Annotated in this window: 19 protein-coding genes; 11 read left to right on the top strand and 8 right to left on the bottom strand. The window is 53.6% G+C overall.

The features are described from left to right. Window positions 1-21 precede the first annotated feature (21 nt). Window positions 22-903: a class I fructose-bisphosphate aldolase gene (locus AURUGA1_RS02140; protein WP_205214663.1), complete on the bottom strand. Its 882-nt coding sequence runs from the start codon at window positions 901-903 to the stop codon at window positions 22-24. Next, window positions 900-1,862, bottom strand: coding sequence for a 5-dehydro-2-deoxygluconokinase (gene iolC / locus AURUGA1_RS02135; RefSeq protein ID WP_114128672.1), 963 nt, complete (start codon window positions 1,860-1,862; stop codon window positions 900-902). The genes AURUGA1_RS02140 and iolC overlap by 4 nt, the downstream gene beginning before the upstream one ends. A gap of 150 nt (window positions 1,863-2,012) precedes the next feature. Between iolC and rmuC the strand changes: the two genes are divergently transcribed. Both rmuC and AURUGA1_RS02125 read left to right on the top strand, forming a co-directional pair. Further along, window positions 2,013-3,245 (top strand): DNA recombination protein RmuC, encoded by a 1,233-nt coding sequence (gene rmuC, locus AURUGA1_RS02130; RefSeq protein WP_114128671.1) that lies wholly within the window; start codon window positions 2,013-2,015, stop codon window positions 3,243-3,245. A 15-nt stretch (window positions 3,246-3,260) separates the two neighbouring features. Then, on the top strand, window positions 3,261-4,496 hold the full coding sequence (locus tag AURUGA1_RS02125; RefSeq protein WP_114128670.1) for a CynX/NimT family MFS transporter: 1,236 nt from the start codon (window positions 3,261-3,263) through the stop codon (window positions 4,494-4,496). On the opposite strand, the gene glpX is transcribed toward AURUGA1_RS02125, so the two are convergent. After that, on the bottom strand, window positions 4,493-5,431 hold the full coding sequence (gene glpX, locus AURUGA1_RS02120) for a class II fructose-bisphosphatase (protein ID WP_114129681.1): 939 nt from the start codon (window positions 5,429-5,431) through the stop codon (window positions 4,493-4,495). The two genes, AURUGA1_RS02125 and glpX, sit on opposite strands and share 4 nt — an antisense overlap. A 210-nt stretch (window positions 5,432-5,641) precedes the next feature. Here glpX and fbaA point away from each other — a divergent pair, with 210 nt between their 5' ends. Together fbaA and AURUGA1_RS02110 are read left to right on the top strand one after the other, a co-directional pair. After that, window positions 5,642-6,667 carry a class II fructose-bisphosphate aldolase gene (fbaA, locus tag AURUGA1_RS02115; protein ID WP_114128669.1) on the top strand — a complete coding sequence of 342 codons (1,026 nt, stop codon included), beginning with the start codon at window positions 5,642-5,644 and terminating at the stop codon, window positions 6,665-6,667. A gap of 3 nt (window positions 6,668-6,670) precedes the next feature. After that, entirely contained in the window at window positions 6,671-7,156 is a 486-nt protein-coding gene (locus tag AURUGA1_RS02110) for a DUF6264 family protein (RefSeq protein ID WP_114128668.1), read from the top strand. A 2-nt stretch (window positions 7,157-7,158) separates the two neighbouring features. On the opposite strand, the gene AURUGA1_RS02105 is transcribed toward AURUGA1_RS02110, so the two are convergent. Continuing rightward, window positions 7,159-8,154 (bottom strand): 4-hydroxy-3-methylbut-2-enyl diphosphate reductase, encoded by a 996-nt coding sequence (locus tag AURUGA1_RS02105; RefSeq protein WP_114128667.1) that lies wholly within the window; start codon window positions 8,152-8,154, stop codon window positions 7,159-7,161. A 64-nt stretch (window positions 8,155-8,218) separates the two neighbouring features. On the opposite strand from AURUGA1_RS02105, the gene xseA reads away from it, so the two are divergent. Then, a complete protein-coding gene (xseA, locus tag AURUGA1_RS02100) occupies window positions 8,219-9,463 on the top strand; it encodes an exodeoxyribonuclease VII large subunit (protein ID WP_371412368.1) in 1,245 nt (414 codons plus the stop codon). Between the two features lie 24 nt (window positions 9,464-9,487). Here the strand turns inward: xseA and AURUGA1_RS02095 are convergent, their stop codons facing one another. Continuing rightward, window positions 9,488-10,468, bottom strand: a complete 981-nt coding sequence (locus tag AURUGA1_RS02095) for a zinc-binding dehydrogenase (RefSeq protein ID WP_114128665.1) — start codon at window positions 10,466-10,468, stop codon at window positions 9,488-9,490. Window positions 10,469-10,567: 99 nt separating this feature from the next. On the opposite strand from AURUGA1_RS02095, the gene AURUGA1_RS02090 reads away from it, so the two are divergent. Genes AURUGA1_RS02090 through AURUGA1_RS02065 form a run of 6 tightly spaced genes read left to right on the top strand, consistent with a single transcriptional unit; the run spans window position 10,568 to window position 15,307 of the window. Continuing rightward, the gene (locus AURUGA1_RS02090) at window positions 10,568-10,798 is read left to right on the top strand and encodes an exodeoxyribonuclease VII small subunit (RefSeq protein ID WP_114128664.1); all 231 of its coding nucleotides are present in this window, start codon (window positions 10,568-10,570) and stop codon (window positions 10,796-10,798) included. Beyond that, complete coding sequence (locus AURUGA1_RS02085) at window positions 10,795-11,439, top strand: DUF4245 domain-containing protein (RefSeq protein WP_114128663.1); 645 nt, start codon at window positions 10,795-10,797, stop codon at window positions 11,437-11,439. Before AURUGA1_RS02090 ends, AURUGA1_RS02085 begins: the two co-directional genes overlap by 4 nt. A 38-nt stretch (window positions 11,440-11,477) precedes the next feature. Then, on the top strand, window positions 11,478-12,098 hold the full coding sequence (locus AURUGA1_RS02080; RefSeq protein WP_114129680.1) for a carbonic anhydrase: 621 nt from the start codon (window positions 11,478-11,480) through the stop codon (window positions 12,096-12,098). 34 nt (window positions 12,099-12,132) lie between these two features. Then, window positions 12,133-13,527, top strand: a complete 1,395-nt coding sequence (locus AURUGA1_RS02075; protein ID WP_256372961.1) for an aspartate ammonia-lyase — start codon at window positions 12,133-12,135, stop codon at window positions 13,525-13,527. Window positions 13,528-13,542: 15 nt separating this feature from the next. After that, a complete protein-coding gene (locus AURUGA1_RS02070) occupies window positions 13,543-14,523 on the top strand; it encodes an aldo/keto reductase (protein WP_114128662.1) in 981 nt (326 codons plus the stop codon). Between the two features lie 7 nt (window positions 14,524-14,530). Further along, the gene (locus tag AURUGA1_RS02065) at window positions 14,531-15,307 is read left to right on the top strand and encodes an NAD(P)-binding domain-containing protein (RefSeq protein ID WP_114128661.1); all 777 of its coding nucleotides are present in this window, start codon (window positions 14,531-14,533) and stop codon (window positions 15,305-15,307) included. 61 nt (window positions 15,308-15,368) lie between these two features. Here the strand turns inward: AURUGA1_RS02065 and AURUGA1_RS02060 are convergent, their stop codons facing one another. The 3 genes from AURUGA1_RS02060 to ligA are packed head-to-tail and all read right to left on the bottom strand — an operon-like array spanning window position 15,369 to window position 17,565. Then, window positions 15,369-16,319 carry a Gfo/Idh/MocA family oxidoreductase gene (locus AURUGA1_RS02060; protein ID WP_114128660.1) on the bottom strand — a complete coding sequence of 317 codons (951 nt, stop codon included), beginning with the start codon at window positions 16,317-16,319 and terminating at the stop codon, window positions 15,369-15,371. Window positions 16,320-16,321: 2 nt separating this feature from the next. Next, window positions 16,322-17,167 carry a class III extradiol dioxygenase subunit beta gene (locus tag AURUGA1_RS02055; protein WP_114128659.1) on the bottom strand — a complete coding sequence of 282 codons (846 nt, stop codon included), beginning with the start codon at window positions 17,165-17,167 and terminating at the stop codon, window positions 16,322-16,324. After that, entirely contained in the window at window positions 17,167-17,565 is a 399-nt protein-coding gene (gene ligA, locus AURUGA1_RS08125) for a protocatechuate 4,5-dioxygenase subunit alpha (protein ID WP_114128658.1), read from the bottom strand. The genes AURUGA1_RS02055 and ligA overlap by 1 nt, the downstream gene beginning before the upstream one ends.

Here is a 17,565-nt window from a genome sequence, read left to right as displayed (position 1 = left end):
CGTGAGGGTTTCTATACGAACTTATGAACCGTGAACCAGTGCGGCAGCGGTGTCGATGGCGGAGGCTACGTCTCCGTCAGCGGGGTAAAGCAGGCTTCGACCAACAACGAGTCCTCTCACTCCGGGGAGTGCGAGGGCGGCTTCCCACGAGGCGAAAGTTTCTTCTGCATCGCCATTGGGGTCTCCTCCTAAAAGGAGAGTTGGAAGGGTAGTCGACGCCATTACGCGTTCCATCTCTGGAACAACAGGAAGCTTGAGCCACGAGTAGGCGCTGGAGTTACCCAGGCCTGACGCAATAGCAATCGACAGGATGACCGCATCGGGTGAGAGGTCATTAACAATCTTGCCATCTACCCACTCGCTCATAAAGGGTTCGAGCATGATAGGAAGCTGTGCGTCCACTGCTTCAGACACAGCTAGTGCAGTTGCCTCGAGAGTGTCGACAGAGCCGGGGTCTTTGAGGTTGATACGAACGAGGTTTTTCGCAAAATCAAGTCCAGCTTCAACTATGCCTTCGACGTCATAAGCGGTGTAGCGGTCATCCATCTCGAATGAGGCACCTTTGAGTCCACCACGGTTCATAGACCCGACGACAATTTTGTCATCTAGGAGACCGAGTAGCGCAAGGTCTTCGATGATGTCGGGGGTCCCCAAAACACCATCAACTCCTGGACGAGACAATGCAAGGGCTAGTCGCTCCAGTAGAACGTTACGGTCTGCCATGGCCATATCGTCCTTGCCTACACCGAGAGCGCCACGAGCTGGGTGGTCCGCAGCAACGATGAAGAGTTTGCCATCTCCACGAAGGAGCTCACGGCGCTTGCGGTTAGCAAGAATCTCGGTAATCTTGCCGGGGTATTCTGCGCGCGCTTTGCGCAGAGCGTCTAAATCGATGGTGCTCATGCGCCGATCTCCTTCAGAATTGCCTCTACCTCTGCCGTCGTTGGCATGGCAGTTGAACATTCGCGGCGGCTCGCCACCACAGCACCTGCCACGTTGGCAAAGCGCAAAATCTTTTCTAGGCTCCAGCCTTGGAGTAGGCCGTAGCACAGCGCTCCTCCGAAACTATCTCCAGCACCCAGCCCGTTGATGACATCAACAAAGTAGGGAGGAACTTCAACGGTCTCGTCCTTGGTCTTGGCCAGAACACCCTTGGGGCCTTGCTTCACAATGGCAAGCTCAATACCGCGCTCGAGCAGAGCGTCTGCTGCGCGGTGAGGTTCTGTCTCCCCGACTGCTACTTCACACTCTTCTTTGTTTCCCACTGCAACGGTGACGTTCTCCAGCGCCTTTGCAACCTGGATCGAAGCGTTTTCTGGGTGCTTCCAAAACATAGGGCGGTAGTCAAGATCAAGGATGGTCAGTGGCTTGCGTCCACGGGCTTCCCAAGCAGCAAAGTGTGCGGTGCGGCTGGGCTCTTCAGACAGACCGGTCACGGTTGACCAGTAAATCTTTGCGTTTGTAATCGCATCGAGATCCAGCTCGTTAGCTTTGATCACCAGGTCAGGAGCGATGGGATCACGATAAAAATAAAGAGGGAAATCGTCAGGTGGGAAAATTTCACAGAACACCACAGGAGTGTTGAGCCCCTCTACGCCAGAGACAAATTCGTCACTGACGCCCAAACGTCGAAGTTCTTCGTGAACGTATGTACCAAAGGGGTCATTACCCGTGCGGGTAATCACAGCAGACTTGAGTCCATGGCGCGCAGCAGCAACTGCAACGTTGGTGGCGGAGCCACCAAGGTACTTACCGAAGGTTTCAACCTTCTCAAGGCCAACGCCATCCTGGAGTGGGTAGATGTCAATACCAACGCGACCGATGGTAATCACATCGTATGGGGTTTTGGATGCGGAGGTCATACTTCGGTGTACAACTTTCTGGAAAGAGGGAACTGCTTATTTCTAAGCTCTAAGGTACATATGTTAGGACATATTGACAAGTTTGAGATTACGCGTGTCAAACTGCGAGCGCAACAGCGAAATGTCCGCACCTCCTGAGACACTGTGAAGATGGACTCAACACTCTTCCTCTTTCTTGGATTATTTACCGGAATTATTGCCGGAATAGCTATCGGTTGGGCTCTTCGATCCCGCAGATCACTTCCAAGTGATGCTGGAGATTTAGCTGTGCGTGCCGCAACTGCCGAGGCTCGCCTTGCGGGTAAAGACGAGCAAATCCAAATTCTTGAGCGCATGCTCTCGGAGCTCCGCGAAGCAAACGACCGCAGGCAAGCAGATGATGCTGCTCGTGCTCAAGAGGAACACAAAGTCCTTGAGGCACTTGCTCCGGTAAAAGAGACCTTGCAAGCGATGCAGACCAAAGTCAATGATTTGGAAAACCAGCGCCAGGAACAATACGGCCAAATAGCGCAACAACTGACCCAATCTCGTCAATTCGGTGAAGAGCTACGCGCGACGACACAATCTCTTGCTTCAGCGTTGAGTTCCAATAGTGTCCGAGGCACCTGGGGTGAAGCACAACTTCGCCGCCTCGTGGAGGTCGCTGGCCTAACTGCCCACGTGGACTTTGATACTCAAACCACCATGACAACCGATGGTGGAACCATCCGTCCAGATATGGTGATTAATCTTCCTGGCGGCAAGACCATCGTGATTGATGCCAAGGTGCCTTTCAACTCCTACTTGGAAGCAAGTCAGATTCCAGTCACGGCAACTGGTGAAGAAGCAGCTCGCCGTGAAAGCCTGATGAAAGCGCACGTCAAGGCTGTTCGCTCCCACGTTGATGCCCTGAGCTCTAAGAGTTACTGGAGTGGATTTGATTTCAGTCCAGAGTTTGTTCTCGCGTTCATTCCTAGCGAATCTCTGCTGGCCTCAGCGCTGGAAGCAGACCCCACTCTGCTGGATTATGCCTTCGGTAAACGCGTCGCTTTAGCCTCCCCGGTCAACCTGTGGGCTGTTCTCAAAACGGTTTCCTATACCTGGCAGCAGCAGGTCGTTACTGATGAAGCAAAGAAACTCTTTGATCTCGGTATTGAGCTATACAGCAGACTCAGCACCATGACCAAGCACACCGAAGATCTACGTAAAGCAATCGAGAACACGGTCAAGCACTACAACGGCTTTATTTCCTCACTCGAAACTCGCGTTCTTTCAACCGCTCGAAAGTTCCCCGGTATTGATCCCACCAAGATCTTGCCCGAAGGTATCGAGGTCCACGAAGCTCCCAAACCACTCACAGCAGGTGAGCTCGTGGATCCCGATGACACGACCGAAGCAAGCTAATGCCATGATGGGACAGTGAGTTCCTCAGCTTCTAACGCGCCCCGCGCTTTGCTCGCCGGGCGCGTTTTAGCGTTTGCGGGCATTGTTCTCGTAGCTTTCAGCATGCGCGCAGCTGTTGCGGCACTTTCCCCTTTGATTCCACACATCTCTCAGAGTTATGAGCTCACTACCGCTGCCATTGCCCTTTTGGGCTCCATTGCACCGTTAAGTTTTGCATTTGGGGGAATTGTGACTCCCCGAATCGAAAAACGAATTGGGCTCGAGCGCACACTCATTGTGGCATTGGTATTCATGGCCCTTGGACATGTCATCCGTGCTCTTTCTGTAAACTGGCAAACTCTCGCCGCGGGAACGTTATTGGCGCTGGTTGGTATGGGCTTTGCCAACGTCGCTATGCCTCCTGCGGTGAGGAAGTATTTCCCTGATCGTGTCAGCACAATGACGGCCATCTATATGTCGGTCATGTCGGTGAGCGCTTTTCTTCCGGCTCTTGTTGCTGTTCCAGTTGCAGACGCCATTGGGTGGCGTGGATCATTGCTCGAATGGGCGGTCTTTGCAGTTATCGCACTGGTGCCGTGGATTTTAGAGTTTCGCAAACATCGACAAGACACCACATTTGATGCCCCAGAAGAGTCTGTCCTCGTTCGCAAGATTCACCCGTGGCGCTCCCCCACTGCGTGGTCCGTGGGAATTGTGCTCGCTGTTTCGTCGGTAACCGGTTATGCAATGTATGCCTGGATGCCCGTGATCTTGATCGATATTGCAGGCGTATCTGCGGCACAAGCCGGAGCTTTGCTTGCACTATTCGCCGGCATTGGATTGCCTCTTGCCTTTGCAACCCCGGGGCTTGCCAAAAAAATGGGGAAACATGTTCACTGGCTTGTGACAATATCCAGCTTGTTTTATCTGGTGGGATATTTGGGACTGTTGTATACCCCAGAACACCTCACATGGCTCTGGGTCGCTGTGCTCGGGACTGGCTGTTTGGAATTTCCGCTGTCGTTGACCTTGGTCAACCTGCGCACAGCTAACATGAAAAGCTCGATGGCGCTCAGTGGCTTTGCCCAGATTGTTGCTTATGTCAGCGCGGCTATGGCTCCCCCGCTGATGGGGCTATTGTACGGAACGACTGCAGACTGGACCGTCGTTCTCACCACATTGATGGTGATTTCCATCGCTGCAAATATACCGGCGGCAGTGATTCTGCGTCGCAACCGAACAGTTGACGCAGAATTAGCGGCAGCTACTTAAAGTTCTAACCAGCGGTCGGCACGGTAGTCGGTCTGCACACGACGGATAGTGCCGGACTTACCTCGCAAAATGATACTGTCGGTGCGGATAATCGGCCCCTTACGGCGAACACCTTCCACGAGACCACCGTCGGTTACACCGGTGGCAACGAAGAAGGTGTTGTCACTGGTGACCAAGGTGTCTTGGTCGTAGACGTAATCGAACTTCAGGCCAGCATCAATACCGCGCTGCTTCTCTTCGTCATCTTTGGGAGCCATCATGGTCTGGATCTGTCCGCCAAGGGCCTTGATAGCGCAGGCGGTGACCACGCCCTCAGGGCTTCCACCGATACCGACGCACATATCGATGCGTGATTCGTAACGAGCTGCGTTGATACCACCGGCAACATCGCCATCCAGCAGCAAACGTGTTCCTGCCCCAGCATCGCGGATTTCCTGAATAAGACCCTCATGACGTGGGCGGTCAAGAATGGCCACACGAATGTCGCCCACCGGCTTGCCCATTGCTTTAGCCAAGGCACGAATGTTCTCGCCAATGGGCTTGCGAATATCAACAACACCAACACCGGCTTCCCCAGTGACGATTTTGTTCATGTAGAAAACAGAAGAGGCGTCCAGCATGGTGCCGCGGTCAGAGACGGCAATGACGGAGACCGCGTTCTGACGGCCCGCAGCCGTCAGGCTGGTGCCGTCGATGGGGTCTACCGCAATGTCGCAGGCAGGACCACGACCGGTTCCCACCTTTTCCCCGTTAAACAACATGGGGGCTTCATCTTTTTCACCCTCACCAATGACGACAACGCCCTCAAAATTCACGGTTGAAAGAAACGCGCGCATGGCGTCGACGGCAGCCTTATCAGCTGCATTCTTGTCACCATGACCGATAAAGGGAACTGCGCGAATCGCTGCCGCTTCCGTAGCGCGCACCAATTCCATACCTAGGTTGCGATCGGGGTGGAGGTTCAAAATGCCTGTGTTTGTTGACGTCACGACTTCAGCCTAGGCGTCGACGCGCGTCACCTTCTATTCGACGAGCGCGCGGCAACACATTTGGATGCGAAATACCAATAAAGAGCGGTCTCACATCCCGATTAGACTAGAGAGGCGCTTTCCCACCTATATTCGCGCCAGAATCAAGGAGATGACATGCCCGTCGCAACCCCGGAACAGTATGCAGAGATGCTCGACAAAGCAAAAGCCAAGGGCTTTGCTTACCCTGCATTCAACGTCTCGAGCTCTCAGACATTGAACGCTGTTCTTCAGGGCCTCACCGAGGCAGGTTCCGACGGAATTATCCAGGTCACCACTGGTGGTGCTGACTACTTTGCCGGCCACACGGTCAAGGCTCGTGCAACGGGTGCACTTGCTTTCGCGAAGTTTGCACACGAAGTAGCGAAGAGCTACCCCATCACCGTGGCACTGCACACCGACCACTGCCCCAAGAACGCTCTTGACGACTTTGTTCTCCCCTTGATCAACGCTTCTGAAGAAGAAGTCCGCGCAGGGCGTAACCCCATCTTCCAGTCCCACATGTGGGATGGTTCGGCAGTGCCCCTGACCGAGAACCTCGACATCGCTGAGATGATGCTGGCAAAGACTAAGAACATCCACGCCATCCTTGAGGTGGAGATCGGTGTTGTTGGTGGAGAAGAAGATGGCGTCTCTCACGACATCAACGACAGCCTCTACACCACCGTTGAAGATGGCATCAAGACCGTTGAAGCTCTCGGCCTGGGAGAGAATGGTCGCTACATGGCCGCCATGACCTTCGGAAACGTTCACGGCGTCTACAAGCCAGGTAACGTCAAGCTTCGTCCAGAACTGCTCAAGGACATCCAGGAGGGTGTGGCAGCCAAGTTCGGCACCGGCCCCAAGCCTTTCGACCTCGTATTCCACGGTGGATCTGGCTCAACGGATGAAGAAATTGCTGAAGCCGTTGATAACGGAGTGGTGAAAATGAACATCGACACTGACACCCAGTACGCCTTCACTCGCTCGGTGGCAGACACCATGTTCCGCAACTACGACGGTGTGCTCAAGGTTGATGGTGAAGTAGGAAACAAGAAGATCTACGACCCCCGCGCTTGGGGCAAGCTTGCCGAGACTGCGATGGCAGCTCGCGTCGTCCACTCCACCGAGCAGCTGGGTTCTGCCGGTCACTCCGGAAAGTAATTCTTGTCAGATAAAAAACCGCAGGCACCCAAGCCTGAAGATTCCAAGCAGGCTCCGACTCCGCTGACTCCCGAGGAGAAGCAGGAGCGGAGCCTTGCTCTGGATCGATTCGTCACCTGGGGCTTAATCTTCGTTGGTGTGTATTCGGTTTTCTCTGGACTTGCCGACTACATCAACCCTCGGCCGGTGATGAATGCACTCGTTGACGAACTCAACACCCTGATGCCCGACTTCAACATGGGCACGTTCACTGGTGTGGCATTCGCGACACAAATGGGCTGGATTGCCGTGACTATTCAGGCAATCATTCTTGCTTTGGTTGTGTGGAAGTCACGCGAGCGCATGCAGGCAAAGAAGAAGTCGTGGTGGGTTCCGGTTATCGGAGCAGTAACCGCAAATGTTATTTCCACCGCATGCATCTTTATTTCGTTGTTGGCTGACCCTGGTTTCCAGGAAGCCATCAACAATATGGCGAACTCTGCGAAGTAGTTTTAGCTTGCGCGCTTAGGTCGCAATTCTTTAGGCAGTGAGAAGATGAGGTCTTCTTCGGCTGTCTTTACTTCTTCGATGTCGGTATATCCGGCAGTGGCAATCACCTTGAGAACATCTTGAACGAGCTCTTCGGGAACAGAAGCACCGCTGGTGACACCAACAGTGGAAACACCGTCAAACCATTCCTGCTGAATTTCATCAGCGAAATCGACGCGATACGACGCTTTGGCCCCGTATTCCAAGGCAACTTCCACCAATCGCACGGAGTTTGAGGAGTTTGCTGAACCAACCACGATGACCAAGTCAGAGTTTGCTGCAACCTTCTTGATGGCAATCTGACGGTTTTGGGTGGCATAACAAATGTCATCGCTCGGGGGATCTTGCAGGTTCGGGAAGCGTTCACGCAGTAAGCGCACTGTTTCCATTGTCTCGTCCACGCTCAACGTGGTCTGAGACAACCAGACAACCTTGTTGGGGTCTTTGACCTCGATGTCGGGAACCGCGTGAGGGCCATCCACGATGGTGACGTGGTCGGGTGCTTCTCCTGCGGTTCCTTCTACTTCTTCGTGGCCGACGTGCCCAATAAGAAGGATTTCATAATCGTCACGGGCAAAGCGCACTGCTTCCCGGTGAACTTTGGTCACCAGCGGACAGGTGGCATCAATGGTTTGCATGTTCTTGGCTTCAGCACTAGCGACGACCGCTGGTGAGACACCGTGAGCCGAGAACACGAGATGTGAACCTTCTGGAACTTCATCGACTTCGTCGACGAAGATGGCGCCAGCCTCTTCGAGGGTAGAAACCACATACTTGTTGTGAACAATTTCTTTGCGCACATAGACGGGTGCACCATACGTCTCAAGTGCCTTCTCTACCGTGATAACCGCACGGTCAACGCCAGCACAATAACCGCGTGGGGAAGCCAAGAGAACCTTCTTAGGGTTCGGCGATGGCATCTCAACCAGGGTTTTCATGGGGCGGGGAATGCGGGGCATGCCCAGACCTATATTCGTTGCGCTCACATACTCCAGCTTAGGCGACGAAGATGAGTGTTTGCCCGTGGTCTCGACTAGCCTGATAGGTATGAGTGAGGCAGCATCGACCCGGGAAGAGCCGTGGCCCATTGCTGCTTTGACGACCAAGCTCAAGGCATACCTTGACCGCCTCGGTCTGGTGTGGGTTGAAGGCGAGATTACCCAGTGGGATCAACGTTCTTCTGGAATCTTTGGAAAACTCAAAGACCTCACCGAAGACTCCACTATGGGCTTCACTATTTGGTCAAATGCGCGCACCAAGATGCCTGATGACATCAAACAAGGGGACCGTGTTGTTGCCCTGGTCAAAGTGGACTTCTGGAAAAAGAATGGCCAGTTGGGGCTTAATGTTCTCGAACTGCGCCACATTGGCTTAGGCGATCTACTGGAAAAGTTAGAGCGCCTTCGCGCTCAGCTGGCCAAAGAGGGTCTTTTTGACGCAGACCGGAAAGTTCCGCTTCCGTTCTTGCCGCAATGCATTGGACTAATCACAGGTCAAGACTCTGACGCAGAAAAAGATGTTTTGCGCAACGCTCATTTGCGCTGGCCTCAGGTTGAGTTCAAAGTGATCCACACCAAAGTGCAAGGCGACCAAACAGTTCCCGAGGTTATCGCTGCAATCCAAAAACTGGATGCCGACCCCGCGGTTGATGTGATCATCATTGCCCGCGGTGGTGGCGATTTCCAAAACCTGTTGCCGTTCAGCGATGAAAAACTTTTGCGGGTTGCAGCTGCCTGTGTCACCCCCCTGGTGAGCGCCATTGGCCATGAAGCCGATGCGCCGCTGTTAGATAACGTGGCAGATCTGCGCGCCTCCACCCCCACTGATGCAGCGAAGCGCGTTGTTCCCGACGTGAGTGAGGAACTTGCTCGCGTTGCCGATGCGAAGAGTCGCATCAGCAACAAGGTCACAAGTTTCCTTTCAACTGAACTGGAGCGCCTAGAGAGCCTGCGTTCTCGGCCAGTGCTTGCGGATTCTGACTGGATTATTGCCACTCGGGCTGAAGAGATTGTGCGCAACGTGCAGCGCGGTTCTGACCTTGTCGACCGCGCACTCCATAACGCCATGCAAGAGACGGTGTCTTTGAAGACTCAACTGCGAGCGCTTTCGCCTCAGCAGACTCTGGATCGTGGCTACGCCATCGCAGTTTTGGCCGATGGCTCCGTCGTACGCAGTGCGAAGGACGCTCCGGCACACACAGAATTCACACTGAACCTTGCCGAAGGTGTGGTTGATGCTGTCTCGAATGGTGCTCCGAAAAAGAAGTAGTGTGCTTCGTGCTTGGCGAAGTGCTTAGTGTTCTTCGCTGACGCGCACGGCAATCTTGCCCAGCTGTTTGCCAGCGATGAGCTTCTGGAATCCTTCGTGGATGTTTTCGAGACTCACCGTGTCGGTAATGGTGGGACGTAATCCTTCAGACTGCATAAATGCGAGAAGGTGAGTGAATTCATCCACAGTGCATCCTGTCGACCCAATTACCGAAAGCTGCTGATAGAACACCCGGTTCAGATCTGCTGAAGCATTCGGGCCCGAGGTTGCGCCACAAATAACAACTGTTCCCCCAGGACGAAGTGCTTTGAGTGAATGAGACCAGGTAGCTTCCCCGATGGTTTCCACGACAATATCTACACGTTCTGGTAGTCGGGCTCCCGTGAGGAATACCTCGTCCGCTCCTGCCTTTTTCGCAAAATCAAAGTTTGCGTCATCGCGAGTGGTGGCATAGACCGTGGCACCAGCTGCTTTCGCTAAAGAAATCGCTGCGCTGGCAACACCACCGGTGGCACCTTGCACGAGGACTTTATCTCCAGGCTTGAGTCCTGCACGAGTAAAAAGCATGCGGTACGCGGTTCCCCACGCGATGGGAAGCACCGCTGCTTCCTCAAAACTGAAATAGTCAGGCTTGGGGACAACGTGTGTTTCGGGAACGAGCACCCATTCAGCAAAACCACCGTTGTGAACCTCTGAGAGCAAAGCGCGCTGCGGATCCATGGTGATGTCACCATGTCCGCGCTGCGCATCGCCAAAGACGGGGTGAACAATCACTGGGGTTCCATCTTCGAGATACCCAGCTGCATCGCATCCCAAAATCATCGGGATACGTTCTGCCGGGTGGCCCACACCCTTGAGTGTCCACAGATCGTGTGGGTTCACCGATGAGGCAACCACTTTTACTGTGACCCAGCCAGGAACTACTTCTGGTTTCGGCATATCTTGAACAACCAATCCTGCTAAAGGGTTGGCGGGGTCTTGACTGATTGCTACGGCTGCACGCATACCCTCATTCTGACTCACCAGGGTGGTCTTTGTCTGCCCCACAGGAATGCTGTGCATACGGACGTGAACGCACTGCACAGCTGCAGGTAGAATTGAGCTATGGCAACACCAGCAGATGTCTCCAAGCTCAGCTACGAGGAAGCACGTAACGAGCTTGTCGCTGTTGTGGCGCAACTCGAGCAGGGCAGCCCCACTCTCGAGGAGACTCTCGCCCTGTGGGAACGAGGGGAAGCACTCGCTGCGCGCTGTGAAGAATGGCTGGTTGGAGCCAAAGAGCGCCTCAACGCCGCTCGAGCTGGTATAGATTCTGCAGGCGCCTCAGCAGAATGAGCCCCCGGAAGAAAGAACCCAAGATTGTCGCGGAGCTAGGCAGGCCCGAGACACCAGAAGAGACTGCTGCGCGTAAAGCGGAAAACTCCAGACTGTACAAATCTCGCAAGACCATCAACAACCTGGTCTATTCCATGCTGGTCACGCTGGCTTTAGTCATGGTGATCTATTTCCTCGTGCCTCGCCCGGACGGTGACCCTCAATGGAATATCGACTATGTGGCCCAGAGTGAGGTTGCTGCACAAACACTCAACCGTGACTTACTTGTGCCGGCCATGCCAAAAGATTGGCGAGCAAACGCAGCAGAGCTGCGTAATGCCAACAATGGCAAAGTGACCAGTTGGTATATCGGTTTCATCACTCCCAACGATCAATTTATTGCTTTCAACGAAGCCTTTGACGCAGATGCAACATGGGTTTCGCAAACCCTCAAGGAATATCCTCCAACGGGTGAAATGACAATTGATGGGCACGTCTGGACCATCTATGACAACAGCTCCATGAGTGACCCCGGCAATGTTGAATACGCGATGGTCACCACCTCCGGTGATGCCACCATCGTGCTTTTTGGCACGGCAGAACCTGCTGAATTTGAACAGCTTGCCACCTCGATAACAGCAGACCTGAGGAGCGCCCAGTGAACCGAACGCGACTAAGCCCAGCTGACGCATGGGCTGAAATGATTCGCGGTAATGAACGCTTCGTCTCTGGTGCCCCCGCTCACCCTCGCCAGGATGTAGAACGTCGGGCTGAACTCATGGAAGAACAGCGTCCACTCTCAGCTCTCTTTGGCTGTTCTGACTCACGTCTCGCCGCAGAAATCATTTTCGACAAGGGCTTGGGTGACTTATTTGTTGTGCGCAATGCAGGCCAGATTATTTCTGACTCTGTCGTGGGCTCCCTCGAATATGCCGTGGGAATCTTAGAAGTTCCCCTCATCGTTGTGCTTGGTCACGATAACTGTGGTGCCGTCAAGGGCGCGATCAACATGTTGGGCCCAGATGCCTCTCAGCTTCCACCCCACATCGCAAGCCTGGTCGCGCGGATCGTTCCTGCTATTCGTCGCGTTGCCGGCAAAGCAGGACAGTTTGCTCCTGATGGCTCCCTCAACCCTGCAGACGTTGATGCCCTCGAGGTGGGTCGCGAACATCTGCGCGACACAATTGCTGAGCTGATGGAAAGCTCCGAGCTCATTACCCAAGCAATTGCCGACGGCAAACTCGCCATCGTGGGCGCCAACTATCGCTTGGGCCAAGGTGCTGTTAAGCCCGATGTTGTCGTAGGAGACATCGGCATCTAACTTTTCCCATCTCTTCACCACCTCAGGAGTACTCGTGGCCACAAACAAGGAATTCCGCGTCGAACACGACACGATGGGTGAAGTGATGGTTCCCATCACTGCACTCTATGGAGCACAAACTCAGCGCGCAGTGGAAAATTTCCCCATCTCAGGTTCCACTCTCGAGGCAGCTCACATCGCAGCACTGGCGCAGATCAAAAAAGCTGCAGCCCTGGCCAACGCTGAACTAGGTGTGTTGAACCAACGCATTGCCGAGGCAATCGCTTGGGCAGCTGATGAGGTTATTGCGGGCAAGTATGACGATCAGTTCCCTATCGATATTTACCAAACAGGCTCTGGTACCAGCTCCAACATGAACATGAACGAGGTGCTGGCTACTCTTGCGTCGAAGAAGCTGAAGAAGCCAGTTCACCCCAATGATCATGTGAATTGCTCACAGTCCTCCAACGATGTGTTCCCCACGTCCGTGCACGTGGCCGTGACCAGCGCGCTAATCAAAGATCTCATTCCATCTTTGGAATATCTCGCTAAAGCGTTGGAGAAGAAAGCCAAAAAGTGGGCAAAAGTAGTCAAGTCAGGCCGCACCCACCTCATGGATGCCACCCCTGTCACACTTGGCCAAGAGTTTGGTGGCTATGCAGCACAGATTCGGTTAGGCGTTGAACGCATCAAAGCAGCTTTGCCCCGTGTGGCAGAGGTTCCCCTCGGAGGGACTGCTGTGGGAACGGGAATAAACACCCCCAAGGGTTTCCCTCAGCTGGTGATTAAGAAACTAGCCAAAGAAACCAAACTCCCGATTACTGAAGCCCGCGACCACTTTGAAGCCCAAGCCAACCGTGACGGTTTGGTGGAGGCCTCAGGTGCTTTGCGCACCATCGCGGTGAGCTTGACCAAAATCTGTAATGACATTCGATGGATGGGCTCAGGTCCAAATACTGGCCTTGCTGAAATTCATATCCCTGATCTGCAACCAGGCTCCTCCATCATGCCTGGCAAGGTGAACCCTGTGGTTCCCGAAGCCGTGCTCATGGTGTGCATGCGCGTTATCGGGAATGATGCAGCCGTTGTGATGGGGGGCGCGTCTGGACTCTTTGAGCTCAATGTTGCTATACCCGTGATGGGAAGCTCTGTGCTGGAATCAATCCGTTTACTTTCTGCCTCTGCACGCATCTTGGCTGATAAGACCGTTGACGGCCTCGAGGCCAATGTGAAGCGAGCTCGAGCTCTGGCTGAGTCCAGTCCGTCAATTGTGACACCACTGAATAAATTCATCGGTTACGAAGCAGCTGCAAAGATTGCCAAACATGCCGTTGCTCATGGCATCACTATTCGTGAAGCCACACTGGAACTGGGTTATGTCGATGGCAAGAAGCTCACACTCGAACAACTCGACAGTGCCCTTGATGTGCTGTCCATGACACATCCCTAACCTGGAGATCCACGCATGAAATACACCCAGTTACGCGAGCTCACCGTTTCTCGAATTGGTTTGGGCTGCATGGGGATGTCTCACTTGTTCACGGGTAAGGATCAGCCCGACGAAGTGCACATTGCCACGATTCACCGTGCCCTAGATCTTGGTGTGACATTCTTCGACACTGCTGAAATCTATGGTCCCTTCAAGAATGAAGTTCTTGTGGGCAAGGCCCTCAAAGCACACCGTGACAATGTTGTTATTGCCACCAAGTTTGGCCTGATGACTGGCGAGGGTCCCGATCGCAAACTTGGTATGGATTCCACTCCAACGAACATTCGTTATTCGGTGGAACAATCTCTCAAGCGTCTAGATATGGATTACATCGATCTTTACTACCAACACCGCGTGGATAAGTCCGTCCCAATCGAGGACGTCATCGGAACTCTTCAGGAACTCATTACTGAAGGAAAGATTGGGCACATTGGCCTCTCAGAGGCAGGTAAAGAAACCATTCGCCGGGCAAACGCCGTTCACCCAATTACCGCGCTGCAGTCAGAGTATTCGCTGTGGACACGTGATGGTGAAGACGGCACTCTTGACGTGTTGCGAGAGTTAGGTATTGGCTTTGTTCCATACTCCCCTTTGGGTCGTGGCATGCTCAGCGGAAAGATCACCTCACTGGACCAGTTCGACCCTGATGACTGGCGTTTGACGAATCCCCGCTTTGAGCCAGAAGCTTTCGAAAAGAACAAAGAAATCCTGACCGAAGTGATCGCCATTGCCGAAGAAGCAGGCTGCACGCCTGCTCAGCTCGCTATTGCCTGGTTGTTGGCGAAAGGTTCTGATTGGTCCCCCATTCCGGGCACTGTGCGAATCAACCACCTCGAAGAGGACCTCGCAGCTGTGGATATTGTGCTCAGCGATGATCTCGTGGCACGTCTGGATAATGTCACTCAGCCCATTGGTGATCACCACACGGCTGCGCAAATGAAAATGTTTGACCGCTAGGAAACTAATGACTCGTATCGCTGTAATCGGCTTATCCGATTCCCTACTTGCGTTAGCAGTATCACTCAAGGACGCTGGCGCTGAAGTGGTGGGCTTTGATACTCACACCCCACAGTATGTCCCGATCACGGTGAGCTCCAGTATCGAAGATGCTGTCACAAGCTCAGATATTGTTCTTGTGCACAGCACACCACATCTCGCGCATTCAACAGCAGAGAAGATTGCTCCTGTCCTGAAAGCAGGAGCAATCTATGCAGATTTCACTACAGCAACTCCTGAGCTCAAACAGCGCATTGCTCAAACAGTTCCTGAAGAAGCCCATGCGGATGCCGCCATCGTTGACGAGCTGGGAGTGGAAGCATCTGGGGCAGCAGCGTTGCGCCTGGTTTCTGAGCTCACTGCCCTTTCCTTTCCTGCCTACTTCATTTCTGATAAGGCAGGAGATGTTGCGTTACGTCAGTTACTGCGAAATCTGCTGGCAAAATCTCTCACCGGTGCTCTTACGGATACTCTGTGGGCAGCCGAGAGCGTCGGCATGCAAGACTTTGCGTGCCAAGAAATTCAGCGGCAATTCGATGGCATGACCGCTGCCCGCGCTCAAGAACTCATCGATGATGCCGCGCACAACTTCAAACGCCACCAAATAGAAATGCAGGATGTGGTGGAGATATTGTCGCAAAGCGGTTACGAAAGCACGATGATTGCGCCCATCCAGTTCACGCACGGTCGCATCATGCATGGCAAGAAAATTCCTCACGCTCAGCCCCCGACTAAGAAGTCTTAACGAGTTATCCCCGCACAGTGTGCGGGGATAACTCGTTAAGTCCTGGAGGTTGCAGAAAGCTTTAGTAATCCAGCTGCTGCTGCAATCTGTCGAGAACGATGTAGCAGGGAAGAACCTGAGCAACACTCGCGTTAGGTTCACGGCCTTCCTGGATAGCTGCCACGAATTCGCGATCTTGCAGCTCAATGCCATTCATGGACACATCAACGTTGGAGACGTCGATCACTTCTTCCTTGCCAGTGACCAGGTCGTCATAGCGGGCAATGTAGGTGCCAGTATCGCCGATGTAGCGGAAGAAGGTTCCTAGTGGCCCATCGTTGTTGAACGAGAGGGACAGGGTGCAAATCTTGCCGGTTTCGGTGGCCAGCTGAATGGACATGTCCATCGCGATACCCAGCTCAGGGTGCTTGGGACCCTGAATAGCGTTGGCTTTAACTATCTTCTCGCCAGTTTGGTATTGGAACAGGTCCACCGTGTGGGCTGCGTGGTGCCACAGCAGGTGGTCAGTCCACGAACGTGGCTGACCGAGTGCGTTCATGTTAGTGCGACGGAAGAAATAGGTTTGCACATCCATCTGTTGAATGCTGAATTCACCGGCGGTGATCTTGTTGTGAACCCACTGGTGTGACGGGTTGAAACGACGGGTGTGACCTGCCATGGCGATCAAACCGGTTTCTTGCTGAACGTCCACAATCTCTTGAACACCCTGCAGGTTATCTGCCATAGGGATTTCCACCATGACGTGCTTTCCTGCTCGCAGTGCCTCAATGGTCTGGTCATGGTGCATCTGGGTGGGGGTGGCCAAGATTACGCCATCGAGATCTGGCTGGGCTAGAAGCTCGGTATAGCTATCAAAACCTTTCTCAGCCCCATACTTCTCAGCGATTTCATCCGCCACGTTCTGACGGCTGTGTGCGACGTATTTAATGTTGGCGTCAGCGATGTTAGCCAGAGCATCCAGGTGCTTCTGACCGAAGGCACCCAGGCCAACAACAGCAATATTGACGGTCATTCTTAGTCTTCCTTCGGGGTCAAAATGAGGTGTCCAACTGAGGTGTTGGAAGCAGGAACGTGGTTGAAGCGGTACACCTCGTTGACTTTGTCACCGAGAGCACCACGCATGATGAGCCACATAATCAGCTCAACACCTTCCGAACCTGCTTCGATCATGTATTCCAGGTGTGGCTTGTACTGCAGCACCTCAGGCTGGTTAATGAGGTCATCCATGAATTGAATATCCCAGGGCAAGTTGATCAAACCTGCACGGGCACCCTGAATTTGGTGGCTCATGCCACCGGTCCCCCAGACTTCAACTTTGAGATCGCCATCGAACTGCTCTACAGCACGGCGGATTGCCTTACCCAACGCTAAACAACGCTCACCTGAAGGCTGTGGGTTCATCACCACGTTGACGGGCAAAGGAATAACCTTGGTAGGCCACTTGTCGGGAGTGCCGTACATCAATGACATGGGCACGGTGAGCCCATGGTCAACTTCGAGAACGTTGAGCACAGTCATGTCGAAATCATCCGTGATCAGCGACGCTGCCAGGTGGGTTGCCAATTCAGGGGCACCCTCAACTACCGGGACGGGACGTGGACCATAGCCTTCGTCACAGATAGCGAAACTATCTGCGATACCGATGGCGAAGGTAGGCATGATTTCCATGCCGAAGTAAGACGCGTGGTCGTTGTACACGATGATCGCAACATCAGCGGGGTTGTCTTTGGCCCATTGCTTAGAGAATTCGTAGCCATCAAACATGGGCTTCCAATAAGCGTCCTGGGTCTTGCCCGAGTCGACCGCGTGGCCGACGGCAGGGACGTGACTGGTCGCAATACCTGCAACAATCTTGGCCATTATGCTTCGCCTCGTTCCTTCTTGGAGCGCCAGCCTTCAATATTGCGGCCGCCGTTCAGCATCATTTGCTGGTATTCCTCCACGTTCATATCCGTCATGGTGCTCACTGCCTGAACGTAGGAGAGACCTTCTGACGCAAAAATCTTGGACAGGAAGTACACGTTTCCGCCGAGGTCGAGCATCTTTTGGAAGTCACGGTCAATAACAGCCTGTTTCTGCTCCTCGGTCATGTCCCACTCGTCGAGATAGGCACGGTTATCTGCCAAGAACCGCTTGCGGTTTTCTTCCGTCCGCAAACTCATGCAGAACTGGTTGAGGTGGAATCCTTGACGAGCCAACTCAATGGTGAAGATGGTTGTACCGGGGATGTCCTTGTACTGCTCAAAGTTGGGCTTCAT

Origin of the sequence: Aurantimicrobium sp. MWH-Uga1, from assembly GCF_003325955.1 — a bacterium.
GTDB lineage: Bacteria > Actinomycetota > Actinomycetes > Actinomycetales > Microbacteriaceae > Aurantimicrobium.
This window is presented reverse-complemented; position numbering and strand designations above follow the sequence as displayed.

Excerpts from the sequence above, each read along its gene's own strand:
- AURUGA1_RS02105 (WP_114128667.1), bottom strand. The coding sequence starts at position 8,154 with ATGCCCCGCATTCCCCGCCCCATGAAAACCCTGGTTGAGATGCCATCG.
- AURUGA1_RS02070 (WP_114128662.1), top strand. The coding sequence starts at position 13,543 with ATGAAATACACCCAGTTACGCGAGCTCACCGTTTCTCGAATTGGTTTG.
- rmuC (WP_114128671.1), top strand. The coding sequence starts at position 2,013 with ATGGACTCAACACTCTTCCTCTTTCTTGGATTATTTACCGGAATTATT.
- AURUGA1_RS02140 (WP_205214663.1), bottom strand. The coding sequence starts at position 903 with ATGAGCACCATCGATTTAGACGCTCTGCGCAAAGCGCGCGCAGAATAC.
- ligA (WP_114128658.1), bottom strand. The coding sequence starts at position 17,565 with ATGAAGCCCAACTTTGAGCAGTACAAGGACATCCCCGGTACAACCATC.
- glpX (WP_114129681.1), bottom strand. The coding sequence starts at position 5,431 with ATGGAATTGGTGCGCGCTACGGAAGCGGCAGCGATTCGCGCAGTTCCC.
- AURUGA1_RS02065 (WP_114128661.1), top strand. The coding sequence starts at position 14,531 with ATGACTCGTATCGCTGTAATCGGCTTATCCGATTCCCTACTTGCGTTA.
- AURUGA1_RS02090 (WP_114128664.1), top strand. The coding sequence starts at position 10,568 with ATGGCAACACCAGCAGATGTCTCCAAGCTCAGCTACGAGGAAGCACGT.
- AURUGA1_RS02095 (WP_114128665.1), bottom strand. The coding sequence starts at position 10,468 with ATGCGTGCAGCCGTAGCAATCAGTCAAGACCCCGCCAACCCTTTAGCA.
- AURUGA1_RS02080 (WP_114129680.1), top strand. The coding sequence starts at position 11,478 with ATGATTCGCGGTAATGAACGCTTCGTCTCTGGTGCCCCCGCTCACCCT.
- iolC (WP_114128672.1), bottom strand. The coding sequence starts at position 1,862 with ATGACCTCCGCATCCAAAACCCCATACGATGTGATTACCATCGGTCGC.
- AURUGA1_RS02055 (WP_114128659.1), bottom strand. The coding sequence starts at position 17,167 with ATGGCCAAGATTGTTGCAGGTATTGCGACCAGTCACGTCCCTGCCGTC.
- AURUGA1_RS02085 (WP_114128663.1), top strand. The coding sequence starts at position 10,795 with ATGAGCCCCCGGAAGAAAGAACCCAAGATTGTCGCGGAGCTAGGCAGG.
- AURUGA1_RS02060 (WP_114128660.1), bottom strand. The coding sequence starts at position 16,319 with ATGACCGTCAATATTGCTGTTGTTGGCCTGGGTGCCTTCGGTCAGAAG.
- fbaA (WP_114128669.1), top strand. The coding sequence starts at position 5,642 with ATGCCCGTCGCAACCCCGGAACAGTATGCAGAGATGCTCGACAAAGCA.